23 protein-coding genes are annotated in these 26,463 nt (G+C 74.7%); 7 read left to right on the top strand and 16 right to left on the bottom strand.

Annotated elements, in window-relative coordinates; translation table 11 throughout:
• Positions 1–189, bottom strand: a 189-nt coding sequence (locus ACME2J_RS17360) for a hypothetical protein (RefSeq protein ID WP_495546199.1), incomplete at its 3' end; no start/stop codon positions are given.
• A 21-nt stretch (positions 190–210) separates the two neighbouring features.
• Between ACME2J_RS17360 and rlmD the strand changes: the two genes are divergently transcribed.
• Complete coding sequence (gene rlmD / locus ACME2J_RS17365) at positions 211–1,611, top strand: 23S rRNA (uracil(1939)-C(5))-methyltransferase RlmD (protein ID WP_495546200.1); 1,401 nt, start codon at positions 211–213, stop codon at positions 1,609–1,611.
• Positions 1,612–1,654: 43 nt separating this feature from the next.
• On the opposite strand, the gene ACME2J_RS17370 is transcribed toward rlmD, so the two are convergent.
• Entirely contained in the window at positions 1,655–2,104 is a 450-nt protein-coding gene (locus ACME2J_RS17370; RefSeq protein WP_495546201.1) for a hypothetical protein, read from the bottom strand.
• A 124-nt stretch (positions 2,105–2,228) separates the two neighbouring features.
• Here ACME2J_RS17370 and ACME2J_RS17375 point away from each other — a divergent pair, with 124 nt between their 5' ends.
• Positions 2,229–2,930, top strand: a complete 702-nt coding sequence (locus ACME2J_RS17375; RefSeq protein ID WP_495546202.1) for a TVP38/TMEM64 family protein — start codon at positions 2,229–2,231, stop codon at positions 2,928–2,930.
• Positions 2,931–2,938: 8 nt separating this feature from the next.
• Here ACME2J_RS17375 and ACME2J_RS17380 read toward each other — a convergent pair whose 3' ends face one another.
• From ACME2J_RS17380 to ACME2J_RS17390, 3 genes are read right to left on the bottom strand one after another with little or no spacing between them, the layout of a single operon-like run.
• Positions 2,939–4,141 carry a DUF2254 domain-containing protein gene (locus ACME2J_RS17380; protein WP_495546203.1) on the bottom strand — a complete coding sequence of 401 codons (1,203 nt, stop codon included), beginning with the start codon at positions 4,139–4,141 and terminating at the stop codon, positions 2,939–2,941.
• Between the two features lie 59 nt (positions 4,142–4,200).
• A complete protein-coding gene (locus tag ACME2J_RS17385; RefSeq protein ID WP_495546204.1) occupies positions 4,201–4,917 on the bottom strand; it encodes a YceH family protein in 717 nt (238 codons plus the stop codon).
• Positions 4,918–4,957: 40 nt separating this feature from the next.
• Positions 4,958–6,169, bottom strand: coding sequence for a cytochrome P450 (locus ACME2J_RS17390; protein WP_495546205.1), 1,212 nt, complete (start codon positions 6,167–6,169; stop codon positions 4,958–4,960).
• Between the two features lie 117 nt (positions 6,170–6,286).
• On the opposite strand from ACME2J_RS17390, the gene ACME2J_RS17395 reads away from it, so the two are divergent.
• Together ACME2J_RS17395 and ACME2J_RS17400 are read left to right on the top strand one after the other, a co-directional pair.
• Positions 6,287–7,573, top strand: coding sequence for a PucR family transcriptional regulator (locus ACME2J_RS17395; protein ID WP_495546206.1), 1,287 nt, complete (start codon positions 6,287–6,289; stop codon positions 7,571–7,573).
• A 10-nt stretch (positions 7,574–7,583) separates the two neighbouring features.
• Positions 7,584–8,534, top strand: coding sequence for a zinc-binding dehydrogenase (locus ACME2J_RS17400; RefSeq protein WP_495546207.1), 951 nt, complete (start codon positions 7,584–7,586; stop codon positions 8,532–8,534).
• Positions 8,535–8,578: 44 nt separating this feature from the next.
• Here the strand turns inward: ACME2J_RS17400 and ACME2J_RS17405 are convergent, their stop codons facing one another.
• The 7 genes from ACME2J_RS17405 to ACME2J_RS17435 form a co-directional block, all read right to left on the bottom strand.
• Positions 8,579–9,205: a hypothetical protein gene (locus ACME2J_RS17405; RefSeq protein WP_495546208.1), complete on the bottom strand. Its 627-nt coding sequence runs from the start codon at positions 9,203–9,205 to the stop codon at positions 8,579–8,581.
• 15 nt (positions 9,206–9,220) lie between these two features.
• Entirely contained in the window at positions 9,221–9,826 is a 606-nt protein-coding gene (locus ACME2J_RS17410; RefSeq protein ID WP_495546209.1) for a uracil-DNA glycosylase family protein, read from the bottom strand.
• A gap of 47 nt (positions 9,827–9,873) precedes the next feature.
• Positions 9,874–11,808 (bottom strand): PHP domain-containing protein, encoded by a 1,935-nt coding sequence (locus ACME2J_RS17415; protein ID WP_495546210.1) that lies wholly within the window; start codon positions 11,806–11,808, stop codon positions 9,874–9,876.
• 56 nt (positions 11,809–11,864) lie between these two features.
• A complete protein-coding gene (locus tag ACME2J_RS17420; RefSeq protein ID WP_495546211.1) occupies positions 11,865–12,470 on the bottom strand; it encodes a CDP-alcohol phosphatidyltransferase family protein in 606 nt (201 codons plus the stop codon).
• Positions 12,471–12,484: 14 nt separating this feature from the next.
• Entirely contained in the window at positions 12,485–13,270 is a 786-nt protein-coding gene (locus ACME2J_RS17425; RefSeq protein ID WP_495546212.1) for a phosphatase PAP2 family protein, read from the bottom strand.
• Between the two features lie 109 nt (positions 13,271–13,379).
• Complete coding sequence (locus ACME2J_RS17430) at positions 13,380–14,936, bottom strand: hypothetical protein (protein WP_495546213.1); 1,557 nt, start codon at positions 14,934–14,936, stop codon at positions 13,380–13,382.
• Positions 14,933–15,763: an alpha/beta fold hydrolase gene (locus ACME2J_RS17435; RefSeq protein ID WP_495546214.1), complete on the bottom strand. Its 831-nt coding sequence runs from the start codon at positions 15,761–15,763 to the stop codon at positions 14,933–14,935. The genes ACME2J_RS17430 and ACME2J_RS17435 overlap by 4 nt, the downstream gene beginning before the upstream one ends.
• A gap of 38 nt (positions 15,764–15,801) precedes the next feature.
• On the opposite strand from ACME2J_RS17435, the gene ACME2J_RS17440 reads away from it, so the two are divergent.
• Together ACME2J_RS17440 and ACME2J_RS17445 are read left to right on the top strand one after the other, a co-directional pair.
• Complete coding sequence (locus ACME2J_RS17440) at positions 15,802–16,725, top strand: carbohydrate kinase family protein (RefSeq protein WP_495546215.1); 924 nt, start codon at positions 15,802–15,804, stop codon at positions 16,723–16,725.
• The gene (locus tag ACME2J_RS17445) at positions 16,722–17,504 is read left to right on the top strand and encodes an endonuclease III domain-containing protein (RefSeq protein ID WP_495546216.1); all 783 of its coding nucleotides are present in this window, start codon (positions 16,722–16,724) and stop codon (positions 17,502–17,504) included. Before ACME2J_RS17440 ends, ACME2J_RS17445 begins: the two co-directional genes overlap by 4 nt.
• A gap of 63 nt (positions 17,505–17,567) precedes the next feature.
• On the opposite strand, the gene ACME2J_RS17450 is transcribed toward ACME2J_RS17445, so the two are convergent.
• The 4 genes from ACME2J_RS17450 to ACME2J_RS17465 are packed head-to-tail and all read right to left on the bottom strand — an operon-like array spanning position 17,568 to position 25,521.
• Positions 17,568–21,176: a molybdopterin-dependent oxidoreductase gene (locus tag ACME2J_RS17450; RefSeq protein WP_495546217.1), complete on the bottom strand. Its 3,609-nt coding sequence runs from the start codon at positions 21,174–21,176 to the stop codon at positions 17,568–17,570.
• Positions 21,173–21,505 (bottom strand): Rieske (2Fe-2S) protein, encoded by a 333-nt coding sequence (locus ACME2J_RS17455; protein WP_495546218.1) that lies wholly within the window; start codon positions 21,503–21,505, stop codon positions 21,173–21,175. The genes ACME2J_RS17450 and ACME2J_RS17455 overlap by 4 nt, the downstream gene beginning before the upstream one ends.
• On the bottom strand, positions 21,502–23,937 hold the full coding sequence (nirB, locus tag ACME2J_RS17460) for a nitrite reductase large subunit NirB (RefSeq protein ID WP_495546219.1): 2,436 nt from the start codon (positions 23,935–23,937) through the stop codon (positions 21,502–21,504). Before nirB ends, ACME2J_RS17455 begins: the two co-directional genes overlap by 4 nt.
• Positions 23,938–23,970: 33 nt before the next feature.
• A complete protein-coding gene (locus ACME2J_RS17465) occupies positions 23,971–25,521 on the bottom strand; it encodes an MFS transporter (RefSeq protein WP_495546220.1) in 1,551 nt (516 codons plus the stop codon).
• A gap of 120 nt (positions 25,522–25,641) precedes the next feature.
• Between ACME2J_RS17465 and ACME2J_RS17470 the strand changes: the two genes are divergently transcribed.
• Entirely contained in the window at positions 25,642–26,238 is a 597-nt protein-coding gene (locus ACME2J_RS17470) for a TetR/AcrR family transcriptional regulator (RefSeq protein WP_495546221.1), read from the top strand.
• Positions 26,239–26,463: the final 225 nt, after the last annotated feature.

Genomic DNA, 26,463 nt, shown 5'->3' on the forward strand with positions numbered 1-26,463 from the left:
CGCTCCGTCGTCGCCGGCCGCGGCGGCCGCGAGCGCGTCGAGCGCGGCGTCCGACGTGCAGTCCCGGTGGGCGGCGTGGACCTCGGCCGTCGCGTCGCGTGCGACGTGGCCGGCGAAGCGGGCGTGATGCGCGGCGTTCCAGGCGGTGACGTAGGCCTGCACCCGGTCCCGGTAGGCGTCGAGGTCCATGCTGCTGCCATCCTTGCAGCGATGGACGCCCCCGCCTCATCCGCCGCTCGCCCGCGCTCCGGCGACGAGCTCGAGCTCGTCGTCGACCGCCTCGCGCACGGAGGCAACGGCGTGGCGCGCCACGAGAGCGGGTGGGTCGTCTTCGTCCAGGGCGCGATCCCGGGCGACCGCGTGCGGGCGCGGGTGACGAAGCGCAAGCGCGCCTACGGCGAGGCGGTCGCGCTCGACATCCTCGAGCCGAGCCCCGATCGCATCCCGCCGACCGCCGATCACCCGGGCGCGGCGTGGCAGGTCCTCCCCTACGAGAAGCAGCTCGCGCACAAGCAGGAGCACGTCGAGGACGCGCTGCGCCGCATCGGCAAGCTCGACGGCTTCACGCTCGAGGAGATCGTGCCGGCCGTCGAGCAGTGGCGCTACCGCAACAAGCTGGAGCTCTCGTTCGGCCCGGACCCCGACGCCGAGGGCGGGATCGTCTGCGGCTTCCACGCTCCCGGCTCGTGGGAGACGATCGTCGACGGCGGCTCGCTGCTCGGCTCCGAGCGCGCCGAGCGGGTCCGCGAGCAGGTGCTCGCCTGGGCGCGCGAGACGGGCATGAGCGCCTACGACCGCCGGACCCGGGGCGGGTTCCTCCGCAACCTCGTCGTGCGCGAGGGCCGCCGGACCGGCGAGCTGCAGGTCCGGCTCGTCACGTCGCCGGGGGAGCTCGATCGCGCCGCGCTCGAGGCCGCAGTCCCGTGCGACAGCCTCGTGTGGACGAAGGTCGAGGGCGTCGGGGAGACGACGCAGGGCGGCTTCTCCGAGCTCGTCGCCGGGCGTCCCGCGATCCACGAGGAGCTCTGCGGGCTGACGTTCGCGATCAGCCCCGAGGCGTTCTTCCAGACGAACACCGAGATGGCCGAGCGCCTCTACGGCGTCGCCGCGGAGTACGCCGCGCTGAAGGGCTGGGAGCGCGTCTACGACCTCTTCTGCGGGATCGGGACGATCGGCCTCTCTCTCGCCACCCGCGCCGGTGAGGTATGGGGCCTCGAGGTCGTGGAGGCGGCGGTCGAGGACGCGATCGCCAACGCGCGGTCCAACGAGATCCGCAACGCGCGCTTCTTCGCGGGGGACGTCCGGCTCGCCCTCCGCGAGCTCGTCGGCGAGGCGAGCCGCCCCGACGTCGTCGTCGTCGACCCGCCACGGGCCGGTCTCTCGAAGAAGGTCGTCCGGCGGATCGTCGAGGCGGCGCCGAAGCGCATCGTCTACGTGAGCTGCAACCCGACGACGCTCGCGCCGAACGCCGCGCAGCTCGTCGAGGCCGGCTACGTCCTCGAGCGGGTCCGGCCGGTGGACATGTTCCCGCAGACGCCGCACATCGAATGCGTCGCCCTGCTGCGCGCGGGGCCCGGCGGGGTCCGCAACCCCGAGCGCGAGGACGGCTGAGGTCCGCTGCCGGAGAGCCGCTGTCTCGTTCCGGCAGCGTCTCTCAGGCCGGCGCGACCGGCGACGAAGCGGGCTCCCCGGCGGTCACCGTCGTCACCGGGAGGCCGAGGCCCTTGGCCTTGCTCGGGAGGTCGAGCCGCAGCCAGCGCGAGAAGCGGTGGCTGAGCGTCGAGAGGATGATCTCGTCGAAGCCCTGGATGTTGACGGCGTCCTGGATCGCCGTGAGCGGCTCCGCGACGCCGATGAGCCCCTCGACCTCGTGGCCGGCGGCCTCCGAGAGCAGGGGGAGGGCGAGGTCGAGCACGGCGAGCACGGCGTCCTGCGACGTGTCCTCCGGATCGACGATCTTGTGGAGGCCGTGCGCCTCGTTGGGGACGAGGAGCGTGAAGTGGGCCGGGCCGCGGGCGGCGCGCTCGCGGACGGCCTCGAGAAGCGCGGGGGTCGCGGCCGTGCGATGGGCGACGACGAGGACGCGGGCGGTGGCGGACTCCATGGGACCTCCTCCGGAAGGTTGTGACGACTGCCACGATGGTCGCAGGGCGCTCGCGCGTGTGCAAGGCGGCGGGCCGGCGGCGGCGTCCCGCCGCCGGGCGCGCCGTCCGGGATGATCGGGTCCGATGACCCTCCCCGAGGCGCACGTCCGCCGTGCCGCGGCGTTCACGACGCTCGGGGCGATCGTCCTCTGCGTCGGGCTGGTGGGCGCGGTGCCCGACCTCCGGGAGATCGCGACGAGCGCCGCGCGCGCCGACACCGAGGCCGTCCGCGAGCAGGTCGACGGGCTCGGCTGGAGCGGCGTCGCGCTGCTCGCGATCCTCATGATGGTCCACGCGGTCGTCCCGTATCCGACGGAGATCCCGACGGCGGCCGCCGGCTTCCTCTACGGGTTCTGGTGGGGGACGGCGTTCTGCCTCACGATGTGGCTCCTCTCGGCCCTCGCGACGTACGAGATCGGCCGTCATCTCGGGCGGCCCGCGATCCGCCGCCTCGTCGGCGCCGAGCGCACCGACCGCGCCTGGGAGTGGGTCGCCGACGGCGGGCCCGTCCTCCTCCTCGCGGCGCGCCTCGTCCCGGTCGTCCCGTTCAGCCTCACCGGCTACGTGGCGGGCGCCGCGCACCTCCCGCGGTTCCGGTTCGGCTGGACGACCGTCGTCGGCTACGCGCCCCTCACGATGGTCTTCGTCTACCTCGGGACGCGGCTCGAGACGCTCCATCTCGACGACCCGCGGCTGTGGCTCGCCGTCGCGCCGCTCGCCGCCGCGCTCGGCATCGGGGTGTGGATCGAGCGGCGGCGCCGCCGCCGAGCGGCCGCGCCGGAGTGAGCGGCCCCTCAGCCCTGCGCGCTCGGCTCCCGCGACGAGGCGCGGTCGTCGGGGTCGTCGAACCCGCGGTCGGTCGCGCGGTCGAGGCGCTCGCGCTCGGCCGCGAGCGCGGCCCGGTGCTCGGGGCGCGCGACCGTGAGGAGGTCATCGAGGACGGCGCGCAGGCGCCGGTGGACCTGCACGCTCGTCGTCCCGTAGAGCCGCGGCTCCTCGAAGGCGAGCCGCACCATGTCCTCCCACGAGAGGCGCCGGACTCGTGCTCGCGCGACGCCGTCGTCGTCGCAGTGCACCGCCGGGGGATCGGGACGCGTCGCGAGGACCCGCATCGCCTCGTGGAGCGCGTCGATCGACTGGGTCGCGGTCGTCGGGTCGTTGAGCCCGGTCGAGAGGGCGCGGGCGACGATGTCGACGAGCTCGCGCAGGCCGAACGCGATGTCCTGCTGCGGCGTGCGCTCGCGGTCGACGCGGACGAGGCGGTGCAGCTCGTCGGTCGAGTCGCCGTCCTCGGCGACGGCGCTCGCGGTCGCGCCCCCGATCTCGAAGAGCGGCGCGCCGCACGGCACGAAGTCCCCGATCCGCGGCACGACGCTGACGACGACGTCGCGCGTCGCGGCCCAATTCACGAGCCCGGCGACGTCGACGAACGCGACGACCCCGCCGCGCCCTCGATGCGCGAGCCGCGGGCCGCCGGGCTCGACCCACGCGGGCTCTTCGTGCTCGTCCGTCGGAACGGTGCGCTCGATGCGGCCGAGCAGCTCGTCACGGGTGCGCTCGATGACGGACGACGGCCGGATCGTGTGGGCCATGTGGTCGATGAAGACGATGAGCATCGCGACGCTCGCGAGCGCGAAGACGACCGCGACGGTCACCGCGAGCGTCGGGACGTCCTCGTCCCCGACCTCCCGGAGGACGACGAGCGCGTAGGTGAACGTCGCGACGAACACGGCGAGGGCGTTGCGGACGTACGCGTCGCGGAGCACGGCGCGCATGACGCGCGGGGAGAGCTGCGTCGAGGCGACCTGGAGGGCGATGAGGAGCGAGCTGAAGACGAGGCCGGCGACCGTGAGGGTCGCCGTCGAGATCGTCGTGAGGAGGCCGCGGGCGGACTGCGCGCCGCCGTCGAACCCGAGGACCGGCTCCCCGATCTCGCGGTCGATCTGCACGAGACCGAGCGCGAGCGCGCTCGCGAGGACCGCCGCGCCGGCGGGCACCGCCCAGAGGTGGAGACGCAGCCGCTCGGCGAGCGCCGCGCGAACCTGGCGCAGGGCGATCAGCCCCCGAGCTCCGCGCGCAGCGCGGCGACCTCGTCGCGCAGGCGCGCGACCTCGTCCCGCACCTCGGTGAGCTCGGCGCGCAGGTCCTCGACGGCACCGGAGGCGGGAGCGGTCTCCTCGCCGGCCGGGGCGGCGGCCGGCGGCGGGCCGGTGACGAACGCGCTGGGGTCGAGGCCCTCGTCGGCCTCGGCGTCGTACCGTCCGGCGACGATCGCCGCGCCGGTCTCCTCGGCACCGCCGAGGGTCTGCGCGTAGCGCTCCTCCTTCTGCCCGGGGCGACGCGCGAGCCTCTCGACGTGGCCCCGGTCGATGAGCTTCTCGATCGCGTGCTGCACCTCGGAGAGGTCGGCGAAGCGGTGCATGCGGTCGGCCCGGCCCTTCAGCTCGCCGGGGGTCTGCGGGCCGCGGAGCATGAGGACGGCGAGGAGCGCGATCTCGTCGTCGCCGACCCCGAGCGTCTCGTCGAGGAGGTGCCGGTACTTCGGGGCGCGCGAGCCCTGGCCGCTGGCGAGGCGCGCCCAGCGGCGGCGGCCCAGGCGCTGGGCCGCCTCGCGCACCGTGTGGTCGTCGTAGTCGACGACGGGGTCGCGGTTCGTCGACTGGTTGCAGGCGAGCCGGAGCGCGTTGAGCGTGAGCGGATAGTGGTCCGGCGTCGTGCGCTGCTTCTCGATGAGGCAGCCGAGGACGCGGATCTCGGCGGCGTCGGGCTCCACGAGCGCCAGAGTACACGGGGCCCGGGCCGACGCCGTCCGATCACGATCCCGCTCCGGGCTCCCATCTCACCGGGACACGACTCGGCATGAGCGCAGGCAGGTTCTCGACGTCCCAGATCACGGGCCCCGCTGTGCGCAGGCGGGGGAGCCCGTCCAGCAGCGCTTCGAGGGCGACCTCCATCGTCATCGACGCGAGGTGCCGCCCCGGGCACGCGCGCTTGCCGCCCCCGAATGCGAGATGGCGCTGCGTGCTCGCGCGACGCACCTCGAAGTCGTCGGGCCGGTCGACCCATCGGGGATCGCGGTTCGAGGCGATGAGGTAGCAGATGATGGGCGTGTCGGCGGGAATGGCGTGGCCGCCCACCGCGACGGGTCGCCGGAAGACGCGGTGCTGCGCCTGGACGGGACCGGAGTGCCGGAGCGCCTCGACCACCGCGCGAGGAACGAGCGACCGGTCGTCCCCGAGGATCTCCAGCTGGGCCGGGGACGCGAGAAGGCGGATGACCGCGACGGCGATCCCTCCCGCGGTCGTGTCGTAGCCGCCGGCGAAGAGCCCCCACGCGTTGGCGACGAGCTCCTCTTCCGTGATCGCGCCCTCATCCGCTTCGCGGATCATCATCGACAGCAGGTCGTCGCCGAGGTTCTCGCGCCGGCGGGCGATGAGCGTCGTGAAGTGCGCGTCGAGCCCCGCGATCGTCGCGTTGGCCCCGGCGAGCGCCGCTGCGTCCATCGGCGCGAACTGCACAGCGCGCTTGAAGTGCGTGAGGTGCCGCAGGATCTCCGACTGATCGGCCTCGTCGATGCCGAGGAGCGTGCTGATGCTCATGAGCGGGAGCGCCTGCGCGAACTCGGCGACGAGCTCGGCCTCGCCGCGGGGCCGGAGCCGCCGGACGAGATCGTCGGCGGCTCGCGCGGTGGCCGCGCGCATCCCCTCGACGCGGTCGGGTGTGAAGTGACGGCCGAACGTTCCGCGGACGCAGTGGTGACGCTCGTCGGGGACGGCCGCCACGAAGTGCCGCAGCCCCCGGACGTAGGGTTCGTCGCTCGCGTCGCGGCCCAGTCGCATCCGCTGGAACTCGTCGAACCGCATCTCTCCGCCCGGCTCGCGAAGGACGCTGCGCGCCTCCTCGTGACCGGTGACGAACCACCACCCCGTCGCAGGCTCGAAGTGGACCGGATCGGATGCCCGCAGTCCCGCGTACAGCGGGTAGGGGTCGGGCACGAGAGCGGGATCGAGCGGATTCCAGGTCATGGGAGGAGCGTCCCAGCGAGGAGCCGCCAGGTCATCGGCACCGGCGCGACAGTTCCGGGCGATCGTTGTGCACCAGTGCACACGACAGCGGCGCCCGTGAGGGGTACGGTCGGCGACGTGTCGAGGGACGCCGCTGCGGCGGACAACTGGATACGCGCCCACGTCGAGGCGCTCGACGATGCGGACCGCAGCGACATCGTCTCGCAGGAGGTCGGCGCCGTCTTGAGGGACGTGCCCGGACTGGACGACCCCGAGTGGAGGGAGGAGCTCGAGTCCCTCGCCGGAGACTGCCTGCGCTCCCTGCTCGCGGTGGCGGTGCAGGCCCCCGGGGCACGCGTCGACCCCCCGCAGCCGCTCGCCGGCGCCGACTTCTGCCGCACGCTCGTCCGCCGCGGCGACGACGTGGTCGTGCTCTTCAAGGTCTTCCGTGCGGGGCACTCCCACTTCTGGCAGCTGATCGTGAGGGCCGCGCACGTCGAGATCGCCGACCCCGGGCTCCGCGAGGAGGTCCTCATCGTCGCGTGGGACAGGCTGAGCCGCTGGCTCGACCTCGTGATGGACCACCTCGCACGCACCTACCAGGAGGAGCGCGAGAGATGGCTTCGGGGTGCGCTCGCGCGTCGCGCCGAGATCGTCGGCGCGATCCTGCGGGGCGAGGACGTTCCCGCGAGCGCGACCGGTCTCGCTCTCGCGCATGACCTCGCGCAGGTGCAGACGGCCTTCGTCATCCGCGCGGGTCGGAGCGAGCTCGCCGGGATCTCACTCGGAGCGCTGGAGGCGGTGGCGACCGAGATCGCCGCTGCCCTCGGGGCTGCCCGGGCGCTCACGGTGCCCTCCGGCGCGAACGGCCTCTGGGGATGGGTCGCAACGCCGTCGCCGCCGGACCGCTCGGGACTCACGCGGGTGTCCGCGCCTCAGTCCGGGATGCGCATCACCGTCGGCCGCGACGGTCGCGGCGTCGACGGATTCCGGCGCAGCCATCACGAGGCCATCGCCGCCCAGAGGGTCGCGTCGATCGCTCCGTCGGCGGCCTCGCCGACCCTCTACGAGGACGTGGAGCTGGTCGCTCTGCTCTCCGCCGACCGGACGGCGATGGAGGCGTTCCTCGTCGCCGAGCTGGGGCCCCTCGCCGACCCCGCCGGCGGGAACGAGATCCTGTGTGCGACGGCGCACGCCTTTCTCACGTGCCGCGGGAACGCCGCCGCGACCGCCCGAGCGCTCGGCGTGCACCGGAACACCGTGCGCAACAGGATACGACGGGTCAGTGGGCTTCTCGGCCGCGAGCCGGATCCTTCGTCGGTGCGTCTCGGCGCGGCGCTTCTGCTGGCGACGAGCATCGGCGGGAATCGGGCGGCGGGCGAAGCGGGCGACGTGGATGCAGAGGAGAGCGGACGGTCGGGGTAACGTGCCGCCCATGCGAGCAGCGACGATCCGGGACGGCGCCGTCGCCGTCGAAGAGCACCCAGACCCCGAGCCCGGCCCGGGCGAGGTCCTCGTCCGCGTGAAGGCCGCGGGGCTCAACGGCGCCGACATCCTCCAGCGCAAGGGCGCGTATCCCGCGCCTCCCGGGGACCCCCAGGACATCCCTGGGCTCGAGCTCGCCGGGGAGGTCGCCGCGCTCGGCGACCCCGACGGCCCCTCGCGGTTCTCCGTCGGCGACCGCGTCATGGCGATCGTCGGCGGCGGTGGGCAGGGAGAGCTCTGCGTCGTCCACGAGCGCCAGCTCATGCCGGTTCCCGAGGCGCTCGACTGGCCCGCCGCGGGCGGCACGCCGGAGGTCTTCACGACCGCCCACGACGCCGTGTTCGAGCAGTGCGGGCTCCGCGCCGGCGAGCGCCTCCTCGTCCACGGCGCCGCAGGCGGCGTCGGCACGGCCGCCGTGCAGCTCGGCCGCGCCGCGGGCGCGCACGTCACCGCGACGGTCCGCAACCCCGACCTCCGCGACGCGGTCGCCGATCTCGGCGCCCACGACGTCCTCGACCCCGAGGGCTTCGAGGAGCACGGGCCCTTCGACGTCGTCCTCGAGCTCGTCGGGGCGCCGAACATGAAGGGGAACCTCAAGGCGCTGGCGACCGGGGGCCGTGTCGTCGTCATCGGCGTCGGCGCGGGCCCGAAGGCGGAGGTGAACCTCCTCGCGCTCATGGGCAAGCGGGGGACGCTGCGCGCATCGACGCTGCGCGCCCGGCCGCTCGAGGAGAAGGCGATGACCGCCCGCGCGATGGAGCGCAGCGTCCTCCCGCTCCTCGCCCGCGGCGACGCCCGCGTCCCCGTCGCCGAGACCTACGCGCTCGACGCGGTCCACGAGGCCTACGAGCACTTCGCCGCCGGCGGCAAGCTCGGGAAGATCGTCCTCGAGATGTCCTGAACGGCCACCCCCGCTGACGAAACTCACGACTGGAGTGAGCTTCGTCAGGCGGGTGGGGCCATCCGGCGCTCGGCGACGAGCTGGGCGCCCTGGATCGCGAGCGCGACGAGGCCGACGAGGGCGACGAGCGGGAGCGCGCGGTCGGTCGCCGAGGCGACCGCGACGCCGACCGCCGGCACGAGGGCGAGCGCGAGCGGCGCGCCGACGCTCCACGCCCTCGACGGCGTCGGGGCGAGCCGGCGCGCCCACACGGCCGAGGCGACGAGGAAGACGACGACCGTCACCTCCACGAGCGGGCTCGTGAGGCCCGTCTCCGGGAGCGCGAGGGTGAGCGGGTCTCCACCCTCGGGGAACGACGACGGCGCCGCCGAGCCGGCGTCCCCCACGGGTCCGCCGAGCGCCGCGACGTCGATCGCGGCGATGAGCAGCGGGACGCCGACGGCGAGCGGACGGCCCTCGAAGACGCGCGCGAACACGGCTCCCGCGCACCCGTAGGCGAGGACCTCGAAGGGGGTCGCGGCGACCGCCGCGTCGGCGGCCTCGGCGGCGCCCATCGCGAGCGCCGCGGCGAGCGAGACGAGCGCGAGCGCGAGCCAGGAGTCGGCGAGCGGGACGACGGCGAGGGCGACGAGCCCGATGCCGAGCGCGCCGAGGGTCGCCGCGACGTCCACCCGTGCCTCCCCGCCTCAGTACGGCGGAAGGTCGGCGTACCAGTCGCCGAGCACCCGGAACGCCCGCCAGAACGCCCGCTTCGACTCCTCCTCGTCGAGCGCGTCGTCGATGCTCGGCGTGAAGAGGAGGTCGATCGACGGCGTGAGCTGCTGCACGACCCCGGGCTCGGGTGCGACCGGGCGGGCGAGCGGGACGTCGAGGTCGGAGAGGGTCGCGAGGGCGTCGTCGCCCATGACGACGACGATCTTCGGCTGGACGACGGCGAGCTCCTCGACGACGCGGGCGACGCAGCCCGGGTCGGCGAGGGCGACGTCGGAGACGGGGCACTTCGCGCACACCGTCCCGTAGACGACGAGCGGGTCGATGCGGAGCCGTTCGAGGCTCTTCATGATCGCGGTCCCACCGCGGCCGTAGAAGGCGACGCCCTCCTCGATCTCCGCCGGCGTCGGGCTCTGCTTGAGGAGGAAGACGTCGGCCTGCGGGTGGCCGCTGCCGAGGACCGGCATGAGGCTCCCGCGCGGGCAGCGGTCGCACGCCTGGAGATCACGCGTGAGGTGGTTGAGCTCGCGGATCGCGCGCTCGAGGTACTTCTCGCGGATCTCGTCGTCGGTGGCAGGCATCGGCCCCGACTCATTCGACGGGGCGTGCGATCCGTCCTCGCCCTGCATCAGCCCTTGCGCGTCGCCCTCTCGATCCGCCGCGCGCGCCGCGCCCTTCGCGCGCCCGCCGGAGTGGCCTTCGTCTCGAGGAACTTGAGGGCCTGGACGTAGAGGAGGCTCGACGGCTTCGTGTGGATCTCGGCGTCGCGCAGCGACTCGAGGAACTCCTCCGGCCCGTCGAAGTCCCGCATCCGGATCCGGACCGAGCCGAGCCCCTGCGCGACGTGGGAGTCCGAGCCCGCGCCGGCGACGATGCGGTACTTCGCGGCGAACCGCTCCGCCTCCTCGTTGAACGAGCCGATCGCGACGCGCGGGTTGTAGATCTCGATCGCGTCGATGTCGTCGATGATCGTGAGGAGGTGCTCGTAGTCGGGGACGGCGTGCATCCGGTCGAACGGGTGCGGGACGTAGACGAGGCCGCCCTGGCGCTTGATCTCGCGCACGGTCTCCTCGAGCGTCATGCCGCGCGGGATCTTCTTCTCGAGGAAGAGCCCGATCACCTCGCCCTGGTTCGCCGTCTTCACCTCCTCGGCGACGATGACCTTCACGCCGAAGTCGGCGGCCTTCTCGGCCGCCTCGAAGGCACCCGAGACCTCGTTGTGGTCGGTGACGGCGATCGCCCCGAGCTCCTGGTCACGCGCGGTCGCGAGAAGCACCTCGACCGGCGTCGCGCAGTCGTGCGAGTGGTCGGTGTGCATGTGGAGGTCGACGTCGATGAGGCGCCGCCCCCGCAGGCGCCGGCGGACGTCGGGCTTCCCCGCGGGGTCGTGGCGGCGCGCGACGAGCTCGGTGTAGACGGCCTCCAGGTCGTCGGTCGCGCGCTCCCACGTGAGCGTGGCGCGCAGCGCCTCCCCGCCCGCGCGCAGCCGCTCGCGAAGCGCGGAGTCGCAGACGAGGCGCTCGAGCTGGCTGGTGAGCGCGTCGACGTCACGCGGGTCGAAGAGCGCGCCGCGGCCGTCGCCGGCGAGCTCCTCGTAGACGGGGAGCCGCGCGGCGACGGGGACCGCGCCCGCGGCGACGGCACGCAGGAGGACCCCGGGGGCCGGCGCCGCCCCGTCGCTCGCGCAGACGGCGACGTGGGCGTTCGCGAGCTCGTCGTCCGCCGTCGACCCGTCGGCGAAGCGGACGCGAGCGCGGAGGTCGTGGCTGAGCGGCGTCGAGGACGACGGCCCCCGCGCGCTGACGACGACCGCCTCCCAGGGCGGGGCGGCGGGGCCGGCGTCGAGGCGGCGGAGCGCCCGCAGGAACGTCCGCAGAGCCCCGCGCTCCTCCTCGTCGATGAAGACGATCTTCACCTTCGCCCCGGTGTACGTCGCCCGCGACGGCGCCGACTCCGGGGGCCCGTCCGCGCCGGGCACGAGGACGTCGTAGCGGCCCGGGAAGTGGCGCGCCATGAGGTCGGCGGTCGCGCGGAAGCTCGCGAGGCGGGCGTCGATCCGCCCGAAGACGAGCTCGACGAGCTTCTTCGTCACCTGCGTCGCGACGACGCGCTCCGTCGGGGCGTGGAAGGTCGCGGCGTTGAGCGCGCGCGAGTGGCGCAGCGCGACGCTCGCGACCGACGGGCCGAACGGCTCGTGGACGTGGCAGATGTCGAGCGAGACGGCGCCCATGAGCTCCTCGACCGTCCTGGCGACGTCGACGGGGACGCCGGCGCCGCGGCGCACCGTCCCCGGCGCGGTGAGGACCTCGCCGACGTGGGCGACCGCGACCGGCCCCTCACCGTCGAAGAGGTCCGCTCCGGAGCGCATCGCGCGTCGCGTCGCGCGCACGTCCTCGCTGCGCGTCGAGGGCGCGATGACGAGGACGCGGTGGCCGCGCTCGGCGAGGCGCTCCGTCGTCCGGGCGATCGCGCGATTGACCTCTCCCGCGGCGCCGGGCACGCGCGCCTCGCCGTCCCACGGATACGGCGTCACGTGGGCGATCGCAAGAGGGGGCGGGGTCACCGCATGCATGCTACGCGCGTCGGGAGCCCGGGACGACGACGACCCGCCCCCCGGGGTCAGGGCGACGCCGGTGGCCTCGACAGCTCCCGCCGCACGTGGAAGATCCGCTGGAGCGTCGTGATGAGCGAGAGGGCGGCGAGGACGTACACCGAGGGGGCGAGGAGCTCGATGTCCCCCGGGCCCTCCGCGAACAGCAGGCCGACCGAGAGGATGACGACCCGCACGGCGCGGCTCGCGAACCCGACCTTGCACTCGACGCCGAGGGCCTCGGCCCGGGCACGGGTGTAGCTCACGAGCAGCGAGCCGGCGACCGCCACCACGCACGCGACCACGGCGGTGTCGTCCCCGGTCTGGCTGAAGTAGCGGGCGACGACCGTGAGGATGATCGCCTCCTCGATGCGGTCGAGCGTCGAGTCGAGGAACGCGCCGAAGGGCGTCCCCTTGCCCGACATGCGCGAGTAGCGGCCGTCCAGGGTGTCGCAGATCGACCCGACGATGAACGCGATGCCGCCGAGGACGAAGTGCCGCTCCCAGAGGAGGGCGGCGGCGACGAAGTGGAGGGCGAGCCCCGTCAGCGAGATCGCGTTCGGGGTGAGGCGCGACTCGATGAGCGCGTTGCGCATCATCTCCCGTCGCACGCCGCGCGGGGTCGGTGTGCTCATGGCGGTCGGAGAGGCTACGCGGTCGCCGGTGAGACTGCGGGCTTCCACGCCCACTGCGCGGGTCGCACGCGCGCCATGTGCCTCGCGGCGATCGCCGCGATGCCGGCGGTGACGGCGCCGAGGAAGGCGTCGGCGATGAAGTGGTTGCCGGTGACGACGATGACGAAGAGGACGAGCACCGGGTAGAAGCCCCAGAACCAGCGCACGGGCCGGGTCTTCGCGAGCTTCATGAGCGGCATGCCGATCATGAGCGCGAAGCAGATGTGCATCGACGGCACGGCGGCGTAGGGGTTGTAGAGCTCGTTGACGAGCGACGGGTCGGTGCTGTGGACGCCGCTGAACTCCGCGACCGCGTCGAAGAATCCCCACTCCGGGAAGAAGCGCGGTGGCGCGGTCGGGTAGAGGATGTAGCCCGCGACCGCGATGAGGAACGCGACGAAGAACATGTTCCTCACGAAGTAGAACTGCGCGTTGTGGCGGAGGTACAGGTAGATGAGCGCGCCGACCGTCACCGAGGTCTGCGCGTTGACGTAGAGGAGGCTCGCGCCGTCCGTGAGGAAGCCGGTGCTCGACGCCCACCCCTGCACGCTCGGCTCGATGAACAGCCCGAGCGAGCGCTCGATGTCCATGAGGTTGCGCGCGTTCTCGAAGGCGACCGCCGCCACGTCGGGCGTGTCGATGATCCCGCGCAGCGTCCTGTACGCGTAGTACATCGCGAAGAAGAGGGCGACCTGGAGCGCGACGTCGATGACGCCGCGGGGGAACAGGCGCGCCCGCAGAGCTGTGAGGCGGGCCTCCACGGCGGCAGATTGTAGCCATCCGGTGAACGCCGGTGGAAGGCCTCCCCGACGGTCTGGTGACATCCTGCCGCGCATCCTTCCCGCTCAGCGAGAAGGATGCGCGGCGCGCCTACCCGCAGCGGCCCCCGGTGAGGCGCGCCGCGATCTCGATCCGTCCCGGTCGCGTGATGCGCAGGCGCGTGAAGCCGTCCTCGCCCTCCTCGACGCAGGCGGAGCCGTCGCCGCCGGCGACGCGCCACCACCGGGTGTGCCGGACGCGGAGGAGCGCCTCGCCGGTCCCGCGGGCGTCGATCGTCACCGCGTCGGCGGCGGTGAGGCGGGCCGCCCCCGGGACGCCCCCGAGGAGCGGGGCGGGCTCGGCGACCTCGTGGAGGGTCCAGTGCTCCCCCTCCCACACCCGGTCGAGGTACGGGAGCCCCGCGGCGACGAGCGCCGCCTCGTCCTCGCCCGCCTCGTCGAGCGGGACGTCGGGGACGGCGACGAAGCGGACGGCGTGCGCGTCGAGCCACGCGCGGTAGGCCGCCGGCGCGAGCGGGTCCTCGTAGAAGAGCTCCGCGTGCTTGCGGTCGAGCTGGCGCTGCCAGCCGCGTGCGAGCGGGACGTGCGGCGCGGCGCGCGCCGCCTCCCAGTGGTTCTCGGTGAACGGGATCTCGACCCGGAACGAGCCGGTCGCGCCGGCCGCCTCGCGGTCGATGGCCGCGAGCAGCGGCGCGTAGTAGGCCGCGTCGGTCGAGGGGTCGCCGGCGGCCCGGGTGACGTCGCGCACGGCGGGGTAGGCGATCCAGTAGGCGAACGGGATCGCGAGCGCGACGACGAGCCCCGTCGGGCGCCGTCCCGCCGCGGCCCCGAGGAGCACCGGCCCGGCGACGAGCGTCCCGAGCCGGGTGACGTTGCCGCCGAGCGGCGTCTCGAGGACACCCGTCGCCACCCATCCGAGCGCGTACAGAGCCGCCCCGATGCGCAGCGCCCGCTCCTGCGGGGGGAGGAGGAGACCGAGCGCGACGACGCCGGCGAGCCCCGGCCAGAAGGCCGAGGCGACGAACGGCTCGGTCCCGCCCTCGGGGAAGAGCGCCGCGAGCGCGAGGGCGGGACCGAGGGCCGCGCCGGCGAGGAGCGCCGCGGAGACGGTCCGGCGCTCACGGTCCGCGAGGCCCCACGCGACCGCGGCCATCGCGAGGAACAGGGCCGCGACCGCGCTCGCGAAGGGGACGACGAGGGCCAGGACCGCCGCGACCGCGAGCCGGCGGGCCTGGAGCGCGACGAGCGCGCCGACGGCCACGGCGACGCCGAGCGTGAACGGCAGGCGCCCGCTGAGGAGGCTGGCGACGAGCGCGACCGCGAACCACAGCGCGGCTGCCCGGGCGCGGTCGCCGCCCCAGTGGCGCTCGGCGAGCCGGGCGAAGAGCCACGACGCGGCGACGATCGCGAGCGCCGCGGGGATCCGCACGCCGAGCGCCGCGGCGAGCGGCGGGTACACCACGCTGTAGGCGGGCGTGTGGTGGCCGGCGTACCAGCCGTTGTTCCAGAGGCCGAGGCCGATGCGCTCGACGAGGTCCGCGCGGTAGATCGCGGCGGCGAGGTCGGCGCTCGGCGGCTCGAGGACGACGACGAGCGCCGCGCCGAGGGCCGCCACCGCCCACGCCGGCACCCGGAGGAGGGCGCTCACCCGTCCGCGAGGAGGAAGGCCGCGACCTCGTCGAGGAGCTCCGGGCGGTCGTACCACGGCCAGTGGCCCGCATCGGGCAGGGGCACGTGCTCGGCGTTCCCGAGCGCGTCGGCGTACTCGGCCCCGAAGCGGGCCGGGATGTACGGGTCCTCCTGACCCCAGTAGACGCGGGCCGGGCAGTCGAGGTCGCCGAGGTGCGCGCCGGCGGCGGCGAGGCGCTCGGGGTCGGCGGAGCGGTAGAGGCGCAGGATCGCGCGCTGCGTCCCCTGATCGATGCACGGTGCGACGAGGTCGAGGAACTCGTCGGGCATGGGCCCCTTCGTCGCGTTGGACTCCCGGGAGAGCTGCTTGATCGTCCACCGCGTCATGAGGCCGACGGCGACCTCGCCGAGCCCCGGCGTGCGCCACGCGCGCGCGAGGCGGTGCCACTTGTAGCCGGGCAGGAGCGGCAGGGCGTTCATGACGACGAGCCGCTCGACGCGCTCGGGCATCCGCGACGCCGTCGCGAGGGCGACGCCGCCCCAGTCCTGGACGACGAGCCGGAAGCGGTCGATCTCGCGCCACTCGAGGAAGCGCTCGATCCAGCGGTCGTAGCCGTCGAGCGTGAAGTCGCCGTCGCCGCGCTTCCCGCTGCGGCCGAAGCCGGGGAGGTCGGGGGCGAGGCCCCCGGTCCGCTCGAGGAACGGCGTCCACAGCTCGCCGTTCGTCGGCACGCCGTGGACGTAGAGGACGGGAGCGCCTCCGTCGACGGAGGGCGCCTCGTGCCAGCGGACGGGCTGGCCGTCGAGGTCCTCGGTGCGGACTGCGACGTCGGCCGTGGCGTCCATGCGGGCGAACGATAGCCGCGCTTGGGACACTTCCGCCCATGACCACGCTCTGCCTCGGCGAGGCGATCGTCGACCTCATGTGCGAAGCGCCGGTCGACGACCTCTCGCAGGCGCACGCGTTCGTCCCCCACTTCGGCGGCGCCGCGGCGAACGTCGCCGTCACGGCCGCGCGCGAGGGGGCGCGGATCACGCTCGCGGGCGGCGCGGGTGACGACGGGTGGGGCCGGTGGCTGCGCGACCGGCTCGCCGCCGAGGGCATCGACACGTCGCGCTTCCGACTCCTCGCCGAGCAGGAGACGCCTCTCGCCTTCGTCACGCTCGACGCCTCCGGCGAGCCGAGCTATCTCATCTACGGGCGCGGCATCGGCGCGGCGGTCGGCGCGCTCGCCGACGAGATCGACGAGGCGGTCGCCGCCGCCGGCTCGCTGTTCTACGGCACGAACTCCCTCGTCGGCGCGGCGGAGCGCGACGTCACCGAGCGGGCGCGCGCCGGGGCGATCGAGCGCGGACTGCCGATCGTGTTCGACCCGAACCTCCGCCTCCACCGCTGGTCGGAGCCGGCCCGCGCCGTCGAGGCGGCGCGCGAGCATCTCGACGGGACGTTCCTCGTGCGGTGCAACGAGGAGGAGGGTCGGCTCATCACCGGCGAGCTCGACGTCCGCCGGCAGGCCGACGGCCTCCTCGCCGCGGGCGCGCGGCACGTCGTCATCACCCGCGGCGCCGAGGGCGCGATCCTGCGCGGCGGCGGGATGCGCATCGACGTCCCCGGGAGCCCGGCCTCGCCCATCTCGACCGTCGGGGCGGGCGACGTCCTCACCGGGATCCTCCTCGCCCGGCTCGCGACGACCGACTTCTACCCGGCCGCCATCGCGGCGGGGCTGCAGGACGGCGTCGAGGCGGCGGCGCGCGCGACGGAGCGGTGGGGCGCGCTCGAGGCCCGGGCCGACCGCCCCGCCTCGTGACGCCGGCCGGCGGGCGCCGCGCCGCCGCGGTGCCCGTCCCGGTCGAGGTGGTGCCGCGCGAGGAGTGGGAGCCGCCCGGTCGGGCCCGCGTCCGGTCGCTGCGCACCCGGCTCGCCGAGCTCTACGGCGTCCCGGTCCAGCCGCCGCATCGCGATCCGCTCGCGGAGCTCGTGCTCACCGTCCTCTCGCAGTCGACGAACGACCGCAACCGGGACGTCGCCTTCCTCCGGCTCCGCGAGCGCTTCCCCTCGTGGGAGGAGGTCGCGGCGGCCCCGGTGCCGGAGATCGAGGAGGCGATCCGGCCGGGCGGCATCTCGAAGGTGAAGAGCGCCCGCATCTCGGCGATCCTCGCCGCGGTCGAGGACCAGAACGCGATCCGCGACCGCCGCGCGCGGACGACCCGCTCCTCGTCCCCGCTCGATCTGGAGTGGATGGAGCGCGTGCCGGTCGAGCGGTCGCGGGAGCTCCTCTGCGCGCTGCCCGGCGTCGGCCGCAAGACCGCGGCGTGCGTGCTGCTCTTCTCCTACGGGCTGCACGACGTGCCGGTCGACACCCACGTCTCACGCGTCGGGACGCGGCTCGGGCTCTTCCGCCCGGGGGCGTCGCTCGACCCGGAGATGCACGACGCGATGAACGCGCTCACGCCGCGCGGCGCCGGTCTCGAGCTGCACATGAACCTGCTGCGGCACGGGCGACGCACCTGCCACGCCCAGCGCCCGGCCTGCGGGGAGTGCGCGCTGCGGCGGATGTGCCGCCGGGTCGGCGTCGCCGACGCCTGAACCGCCCACCCTCGCTGACGAAACTCACGTCAGGAGTGAGTTTCGTCAGGGCAGTTGGGGTCTTCACGCGATGCCGGCGGGCTCGCGCTCGCGCAGCCGGCGCACGATCTCCGCGACGTCGGACCGGCAGCCTCCGCATCCGGTCGCGGCGCGCGTGTGCTCGGCGACCTGCTCGACCGTCCTCAGGCCGCGGTCGCGGACCGCGTGCGCGATCTCGCCGTGGCTCACGCCCTGGCAGGAGCAGACGTTCGTCGCGGGGTCGACCTCGGCGCTCGCCTCGGCGTCGGCGTTCGCGTGCGACGGCGGGCCGTCGAGCAGCTCGGCGGGGACCTCCTCGCGCTCGGCGAGCAGTCGGCGCAGCTCGCGCGCGTCGCGCAGGTCGCCGAGGAGGATCGCCCCCGCGAGCCGGCCGTCGCGGACGAGCAGGCGCCGGTACCGGCCGCGGCGGGTGTCGAGCGCGAGGACCTCCTCGTCGCCCGGCTCCTCGGTGACGCGGCCGCAGCAGAAGAGGTCGATCCCGGCGACCTTCAGCGTCGTCGCGGGGGTCGCGCCGTGGAACGCCGCCGGCCGCCCGCTCAGCGACGCGCCCGCGGCGCGGGCCTGCTCGAGGAGCGGCGCCCACAGCCCGTAGACCGTCGAGCGGTGCTCGGCGCACTCGCCGACGGCGCGGACGCCGGGCGCGCTCGTGCGCAGCTCGTCGTCGACGAGAACGCCCCGCTCGACCTCGAGGCCCGCCGTGCGGGCGAGGTCGACGCTCGGCCGGATGCCCGCCGCGACGACGACGAGGTCGGCGTCGACCTCCTCGCCGCCCTCGAGCCGGACCCCGCGGACGCGCCCCTCACCGTCGCCGAGCACGGCCTCGGTGCGCGCGCCGGTCCGCACGTCGATCTTCAGATCGCGCAGCGCCCGGCGCAGCAGCGACGCCGCCGGCGCGTCGAGCTGCTGCTCCATCAGCCGGTCGGCGAGGTGGACGACCGTCACGCGGACGCCGTGCTCGCGCAGGCCCCGCGCGGTCTCCAGCCCGAGGAGCCCGCCGCCGACGACGACCGCGCGTCGGGCGGTCCGCGCCGCCTCGGTGATCGCGCGCGTGTCGGCGAGCGTGCGGAAGACGTGGACGCCCTCGCGGGCCATGCCGTCGACCGGCGGCACGAACGGGACCGAGCCCGTCGCGAGCACGAGGTCGTCGTAGGGCACGACGTCGCCGTCGGCGAGCTCGACGGTGCGCGCCTGCGTGTCGACGTGACGCGCCGGCACGCCGAGGCGCAGCGTCACGCCGTGCCGCTCGAGCCACTGCGGGTGGCGCAGCGCGAGGTCCCCCGCGCCGACCGCGCCCGCGAGGACGTTCGACAGCAGGACGCGGTTGTACGGGGCGACCGGCTCGTCGCCGACGATCGTGACGTCCCACTCGGCGCCGCCGGCGGGGGCGTGCTCGAGGGCCGCCTCGACGGTCGCCATCCCCGCCATGCCGCCGCCGACCACCACGAGGCGCCGCGGGGTTCGCCCTCCCGTGGCCGGTCGCCGCGCACCCGGGCCGACGGGGACCGGCTCCACCCGCACCGCGCTCGCCTTCAGCTCGGCCTGCTTCGACGTCGGATCGACCGACCGCCCGACGACGCCGTTGAGGGCGCCGGCCCCCGGCTCGAGGTGGAGCGCGCCCCAGTGGAACGGCGCGAACGCGACGCCCGGCGCGACCGCGTCCGAGACGCGGAGTCGCAGCGTCGCCCGGCCGCGGCGGGAGCGGACGACGACGCGGTCGCCGTCCGCGACGCCCGCCCGCTCGGCGTCGCCGGCGTGCAGCTCGACGAACGGCTCGGGCTCGGCGGCGAGCAGGTCCTTCGCCTTCCCCGTGCGCGTCATCGTGTGCCACTGGTGCGCGACGCGGCCGGTGACGAGGACGAGCGGGTGGTCGGCGTCGGGCGCCTCCGCCGGCTCCGCGTGCGGCGTCGCGATCATCCGCGCCCGCCCGCCCGCGGTCGGGAACCGCCTGCCCGTGTAGAGCCGCTCGCTGCCCGGGTGGTCCTCGCCGTCGACGCCGCGCGCGGGGACCGGCCACTGGAGCGGCCCCTGTCGCGCGAGGCGGTCGTACGAGAGGCCGGTCTGGTCGCAGAGCCGGCCGTCGGTCGTGCGCACGTACTCGGCGTGGACCTCCTCGGCGGTGCGCCAGCCGAACGCCTCGGGGTGCCCGAGGGCGCGGCCGACCCGGGCGAGGATCTTCCAGTCCGGCAGGGCGTCGCCGGGCGGGTCGACGAGCTTGCGCATGAGCGACACCCGTCGCTCGCTGTTCGTCTGCGTGCCGTCGCGCTCGCCCCACTGGGCGGCGGGGAGGACGACGTGGGCGAGGGCCCCGGTCTCGGTCGGGTGGTAGGCGTCCTGGACGACGACGAGGTCCGCCCGCCGCAGCGCGGCCGCGAAGCGCGCGGCGTCCGGCTGCGAGACCACCGGGTTCGTCGCGATGATCCACACGACCTTGACGCTCCCGTCCTCGAGCGCCTCGACGAGCTCGGTCGAGGGGAGGCCGGGTGCCGGGGAGATCCCCGGCTCGCTCGACGGGATCCGCCACAGCGCGCGCATCTCCGCGCGGTGGTCGGGGTCGTCGACCCGCCGGTAGCCGGGGAGGAGGTGCGCGAGCCCGCCCGACTCCCGGCCGCCCATCGCGTTCGGCTGGCCGGTGAGCGACAGGGGGCCCGTGCCGGGCCGCCCGATGTTCGCCGTCGCGAGGCAGAGGTTGATGAGCGCGCGGTTCTTCAGCGTCCCGACCGTCGACTGGTTGGCGCCCATCGACCACATCGTCATCGCGCGGCGCGCGCCGCCGAACGTGCGCGCCGCGCGGACGATGTCCTCGGCGGCGAGGCCGGTCGCCTCGGCGGCGCGCCCCGGCGTCCACTCGCGCGCCGCCGCGAGCGCGTCCTCGGCGCCGTCGACGTGCCGCGCGAGGAACGCGTCGTCGAGGAGGCCCTCGCCCTCGAGGACGTGGAGCATCGCCGCGAGCAGCGGCAGGTCCGCCCCCGGGCGCACCGCGAGGTGCAGGTCGGCGGCCTCGGCGGTCGGCGTGCGCCGCGGGTCGACGACCGTGATCGTCGCGCCCTCCTGCTGCCGGCGGCGCAGGCGCGACCACACGATCGGATGGCACGCCGACGTGTTCGAGCCGAGGACGAGGACGTGGTCGGTGACGTCGAGGTCGGCGTACGAGGCGGGCGGCCCGTCCGACCCGAGCGCGCCCGTGTAGCCAGCGACGGCGCTCGACATGCACAGCCGCGAGTTCGAGTCGAGGTTGTTCGTCCCGAGGAAGCCCTTCACGAGCTTCGAGGCGACGTAGTAGTCCTCGGTGAGCATCTGGCCCGAGAGGTAGAACGCGATCGCGTCCGCGCCGTGCCGGTCGCGGGTCTCGCGCAGGCGCTGCGCGAGGTCGGCGGTCACCTGCCGCCAGGTCCGCTGCCGCCAGCGGGCGTCGAGCGCGTCGCGGACGAGCGGGACCGTCGCGCGGTCCTGTGCGGCGAGCGCCTCCGGCAGCCGCAGCGGCTTGCGGCACGTCGCGCCGCGGTTGACGGGGTGCAGGGCGTCGCCCGTCACCGCCGCGATCCGCCCCCCGCCCACCTCGGCGACGAGTCCGCAGCCCGTGCCGCAGTACGGGCAGCCGGTGCGGACGGTCCGGGTCCGCTCGCCGCCGGTCACGCCGCGTCCTCGAGGAGCGGCTCGTCGGCGAGTCGCACCCACAGCTCGCCGTCGCGCTCCTCGATCTCGTGGACGGCGACGGTGTCCGTGCCGCCGATCTGCGCGCCGGTGCGCAGGTCGAAGCGCCGCAGGTGGAGCGGGCAGGTGACGCACGCGTCCGCGACGATGCCGTCCGAGAGCGGGCCGCCGAGGTGCGGGCAGGCCGCATCGGTCGCCGCCCAGCCGTCCGGCAGGCGGAAGACCGCGATGCGGCGACCCGCGACGGTCGTGCTGCGACCTTCGAGGAGCGGGACGTCGGCGGCGCCCGCGATGCGGGTCCAGGTGCTCATCGGACCGTCCCCTCGAGGCCGGCGGCGGCGACGGCGACGAGGTCGAGGCCCTCCGGGTCGGAGTCGAGCTCGCTGAACTGCCGCGGGTGGACGGGATCACGCCGCTCGCGCCAGGGGTCCGGGTCGCACGCGGCCTTCGCGATCGCGAAGCGCTCGAGCAGCGCGGCCTGCTGCGCCGGGTCGAGGACGACGGCCTGCACGGCCTCGAGCCCGACGCGCTCCTGGAACGCGTACGTGCGCTCGAGGTGCTCGCCGTTCTCGCGGTAGTGCTGGAGGTAGGCGAGCGCGACGCGCTTCGCCTCCTGCGCGGTCTCGACCGTCGCGAGGAGATCGCCCTTGCGGACGGTCGCTCCGGCGGCGCCGCCGACGTAGATCTCCCACGCGCCTTCGATTGCGACGAGCCCGATGTCCTTCACGTAGGCCTCGGCGCAGTTGCGCGGACAGCCCGTCACCGCGGCCTTCACCTTGTGCGGCGTGTGGAGACCCTCCATCTCGCGCTCGAAGTCGATCCCGACCGTGATCGCGTCGCCGAGCCCGAAGCGGCAGAACTGCGTGCCGACGCAGGTCTTCACCGTGCGGACCGCCTTCGCGTACGCGTAGCCCGACGGCATCCCGAGCTCCTCCCAGATCGCCGGGAGCTGCTCCTTGCGCGCGCCGAGGAGGTCGATCCGCTGGCCGCCGGTGATCTTGATCATCGGCAGCTCGTACTTGTCGGCGACGTCGGCGAAGCGCCGCAGCTCGTCGCTCGTGACGACGCCGCCGCGGATCCGCGGGACGACGCTGAACGTCCCGTCGTTCTGGATGTTCGCGTGGACGCGGTCGTTGATGAACCGCGCGTGGCGCTCCTCGCGGAAACGCCCCTTCTGGATCTCGCTCACGAGATAGGCGAGCCCCGGCTTGCAGGCGCCGCAGTCGCGGCCGGTCCCGCACGCCTCGCTCAGCTCGCCGACCGACTCGACGCCGCGCTCGCGCACCACGGCGGCGAGCTCCTCGCGGGTCTGCTTGCGGCACGGGCAGAGATAGGCGGGCTCCTCGGCGGCTCCCGCCCGCTCGATCTGCAGGAGCTCGCTCACGACGGGCTTGCACGATCCGCACCCGGCGCCGGCCCGCGTGACGTTGACGACCTCCTGCGTCGAGCCGAGACCGCCGTCGCGGATCGCTCCCACGATCTCGCCCTTGCAGACCCCGTTGCAGTTGCACACCTGCGCGGTGTCGGGCAGCTCGGCGGCGGTCGCCTGCGAGGCCTCGGCGAGGAGCGCGAGCGGGTCCTCGGCGACGCGCGCCGTCCGGACCGCGTCGACGAGCAGCTCGGCGCCGCCCGCGTCCCCGAGGAGGACCGCGCCGCGGACCGTGCCGTCGGCGTCGACGACGAGCTTGCGGTACGTCCCGGCCGCGCCGTCGGCGGCGACGACCTCGCGCTCGCCCTCCGCCGCGCCGGCGGTGACGAGGTCGACGCCCATGACCTTGAGCTTCGCCGAGGGGACCGAGCCGCCGTAGGCGCCCTCCTGCCCGAGGAGGGTGCGCGCGGCGACCTGGGCCTGGTCGTGGATCGGCGCGACGATCCCGTGCACGACGCCGCGGTGCTCGGCGCACTCGCCGACCGCGAGGACGCGCGGGTGCGAGGTGACGAGACGGTCGTCGACGACGATCGCGCGCTCGACGGCGAGGCCGGCATCGCGGGCGAGATCGACGTGCGGCCGGATGCCGACGGCGACGACGACGAGGTCGCAGTCGAGGGTCGTCCCGTCCGCGAAGCGCAGGCCGGCGACCCGCCCGTCGTCCCCGGCGAGGACGGCGTCCGTCGCGGTCTGCAGCCGCACGTCGACGCCGAGCGCCTCGATCGCGGGGGCGAGCAGCGCGGCGGCGGGCGCGTCGAGCTGGCGCTCCATGAGCCGGTCGACGAGGTGGACGACGGTCGTCGGCGTGCCGAGCTTCGCGAGCGCGTGCGCGGCCTCGAGGCCGAGGAGGCCGCCGCCGATGACGGCCGCCCGGCGGGCGGACCGCGCGGCACCCAGGATGGCCGCGCAGTCCGCCGGGTCGCGGAACACCTCGACCCCGGGGAGGTCGTGTCCCGCGAAGGGCGGCACGAACGCGTCGGAGCCCGTGCAGAGCACCGCGCGGTCGAAGCGGAGCGTCGTCCCGTCGTCGAGCGTCGCCGTGCCCGCGTCGGGGTCGAGCGCGGAGACCCGCGTGCCGAGTCGCAGGTCGATGCGGGCGTCGGCGTACCAGCCCTCGGGGCGCAGCCGCAGCCCGTCGACGTCGCCGTCGTCGAGGAGGTCGCCGAGGCGGACGCGGTCGTAGGGGGCGTGCTCCTCGCCGCAGACGAGCGTGAGCGGGACGTCCGGGGCGAGGTCGCGGACCGCCTCGCAGACCGCCTGGCCGGCGATGCCGCCGCCGACGACGAGGATGTGATCGAGAGGATCGAGAAGCATGGTGAGAGTCCTTCCGGGAGGGAGGGGCGACGGTCAGGCGGCGGCCCGGGCGAAGCTCGGGATGCGCGAGCCGGCGGGGGCCTGGCGCAGGTAGACCGCCCAGGTGAGCGCCGCGAAGACGACGTAGGAGGCGAAGAAGACCCAGAGCGCGGGGACCGACCAGTCGGCCTGCTCGATCGCGACCTGGAGCTTGGCGGCCGGGGTCTCGGCGGCCTTCACCGCCGCGGTGACGCCGAGGCTCGCCTCGCGCAGGATCACCTGGATGAGGAAGCCGCCGAACGCGCCGACGGCCCCGGCGATGCCGATGACGGCGGCGGCGCGGCGCTTGAAGTCCGCGGTCGTCGCCTTCACGTCGAGGCCCTCGCGGGCGGCGTGCTCGCGGCCGAGGGTGCCGAAGATCGCGGGGATCATCCGGTAGGTCGAGCCGTTGCCCATGCCGGCGAGGACGAAGATCGCCATGAAGGCTCCGAAGAAGACGGCGAAGCTGTGCTCCTGGACGCCGACGATCGCCAGCAGCGTGAAGGCGCCCATCCCGAGGAAGCAGCCGAGCGTGACGCGGGCGCCGCCGAGGCGGTCGGACAGCCAGCCGCCGAAGGGCCGGGAGACCGAGCCGAGGAGCGCGCCCATGAAGCCCAGGCCGGCGAGGTACGTGGCGATGAACGGGTGGTCGGCGAGGAACTCCGGGAACGTGTTCTTGATGACGAGCGGGAGGGCGAACGAGAAGCCGATGAACGAGCCGAACGTCCCGATGTAGAGCAGGCTCATCACCCACGTCTGGCCGTGTCGCAGCGACCTGCGGTACGAGCTCGTGTCCGCCTTCGCCTCGCTGATCGAGTCCATGTAGAGCCAGGCGCCGAGGACGGCGATGACGATGAGCGGCATCCACATGAGGCCGGCGTAGGCGAGGTGGACCTCGTGGACCGGCTGCTTCACCGCCGCGGCGGGGACGCCGACGATGATGACGAGCGGCACGAGGAGCTGGGTGACCGCGACGCCGAGGTTGCCGCCCGCCGCGTTGAGCCCGAGCGCGAAGCCCTTCTTGCGCTCGGGATAGAAGAACGAGATGTTCGCCATCGACGAGCTGAAGTTGCCGCCGCCGACGCCGGCGGTCGCCGCGCAGGCGAGCAGGACCCAGAACTGCGTGTCGTGCGACTGGCCGGCGAGCCATCCGCTCGGGACGACGACGGCGAGCAGGGTGCACGGGACGAGGAGCAGCCCCGCGCTCATCGCGGTCCACGCCCGGCCGCCGAAGCGGGGGACGGCGAACGTGTAGGGGATCCGCAGGAACGCGCCGATGAGGTTCGGCACGGCCGTGAGCCAGAAGAGCTCGGAGAGCGAGAGCGAGATGCCGACGTTCCCGAGGTTGATGACGACGATCGTCCACAGGACCCAGACGCTGAAGCCGACGTGCTCGGCGAAGACGCTGAAGGCGAGGTTCTTGCGGGCGATCGCCTTGCCCTCGGACTCCCAGAACGCGGGGTCCTCCGGGTCCCAGTGGTCGAGCCAGCGCCCCCGGCGCGGACGCTTGCCGGTGGAGCCCGAAGCGGTGCCCCGCTCCGTCGGTCGTTCGAGGGTCGTGCTCATGGCCCGACACGGTGCTGACAGGTGGTCGGTGCCTCCATCGACACTCGGTCGGAGCCGGTGGCGCGAGCTCGCGCCCGGCGGTCGAAGATGAACCGGGCGGTTCAGCAACACAATGGCCGCGTGGCCCGGCCCCGCGCCCGCATCGACCTCGCCGCTCTCGCCGACGCTTTCGCCGCCGACGGCCTGCACGGCATCTCGTCGAGCGAGCTCGCCGAGGCGGTCGGCGTCGCGAAGCCGACGCTCTACGCCCACGTGGAGTCGAAGGAGATCCTCTTCCTCCGCGCGGTCGAGGCCGAGGTGGAGCGGGTCCTCGACCGCCTCGACGCCGCGGAGCGAGCGACGGCGGGACGACCGGCCCGCGAACGGGCGACGGCTGCTGCGCGCGCGATCCTCGACCACGGCGCAGCTCGGCCCGCGGGGGCGCGCCTGCTGCGGTGCACGGCGGCGCACGCGACGTCGGCGGTCGCGACGGACGTCGAGGCGGCGCTGCGCCGCGTCCCCGACCGCATCGCCGCGAGCCTGCGCCGCGATCTCGCGGCGGACGGCCTCGACGCCGAGCCGGCGCCGTTCCTCGGGCGTGCGGTCCACGCCTCCGCCGCCGCGCTCGCCGAGATCCGCCCGGGCGAGCGCAGGCCGAGCCGCGACCGGCTCGCGGCGATGGCGGCGTCGGTCGTCCCGGCCGCGCCCGCCCGCGTGGAGGAGTGGCCGGTGGCGTGAGGGGCCGGTGGCCGCCGGCGTCAGGGGCGGGTGGCCGCCGGCGCGAGGGACGGGCGTCCGGCGTTCCGACGACGCTGGGCGTCGCCGGTTCTCCCCACGTCGGCGGGCGGCGCGACGTGCGTCGACGTGGCGACGCCAAGCGTCGCTGGGACGACGCACCCCGGCGATGAGTCGGGCCGGCGCGGCTGCCGGGTGGGGTCGGGCACTGGGACGTGAGCCACCTGC

Source organism: Paraconexibacter sp., from assembly GCF_059438195.1.

Coding starts and splice junctions, on each gene's coding strand:
- ACME2J_RS17410 (WP_495546209.1), bottom strand. CDS start 9,826: ATGCCTGCCACCGACGACGAGATCCGCGAGAAGTACCTCGAGCGCGCG.
- ACME2J_RS17440 (WP_495546215.1), top strand. CDS start 15,802: ATGACCACGCTCTGCCTCGGCGAGGCGATCGTCGACCTCATGTGCGAA.
- ACME2J_RS17465 (WP_495546220.1), bottom strand. CDS start 25,521: ATGAGCACGACCCTCGAACGACCGACGGAGCGGGGCACCGCTTCGGGC.
- ACME2J_RS17455 (WP_495546218.1), bottom strand. CDS start 21,505: ATGAGCACCTGGACCCGCATCGCGGGCGCCGCCGACGTCCCGCTCCTC.
- ACME2J_RS17435 (WP_495546214.1), bottom strand. CDS start 15,763: ATGGACGCCACGGCCGACGTCGCAGTCCGCACCGAGGACCTCGACGGC.
- ACME2J_RS17420 (WP_495546211.1), bottom strand. CDS start 12,470: ATGAGCACACCGACCCCGCGCGGCGTGCGACGGGAGATGATGCGCAAC.
- nirB (WP_495546219.1), bottom strand. CDS start 23,937: ATGCTTCTCGATCCTCTCGATCACATCCTCGTCGTCGGCGGCGGCATC.
- rlmD (WP_495546200.1), top strand. CDS start 211: ATGGACGCCCCCGCCTCATCCGCCGCTCGCCCGCGCTCCGGCGACGAG.
- ACME2J_RS17400 (WP_495546207.1), top strand. CDS start 7,584: ATGCGAGCAGCGACGATCCGGGACGGCGCCGTCGCCGTCGAAGAGCAC.
- ACME2J_RS17375 (WP_495546202.1), top strand. CDS start 2,229: ATGACCCTCCCCGAGGCGCACGTCCGCCGTGCCGCGGCGTTCACGACG.
- ACME2J_RS17370 (WP_495546201.1), bottom strand. CDS start 2,104: ATGGAGTCCGCCACCGCCCGCGTCCTCGTCGTCGCCCATCGCACGGCC.
- ACME2J_RS17390 (WP_495546205.1), bottom strand. CDS start 6,169: ATGACCTGGAATCCGCTCGATCCCGCTCTCGTGCCCGACCCCTACCCG.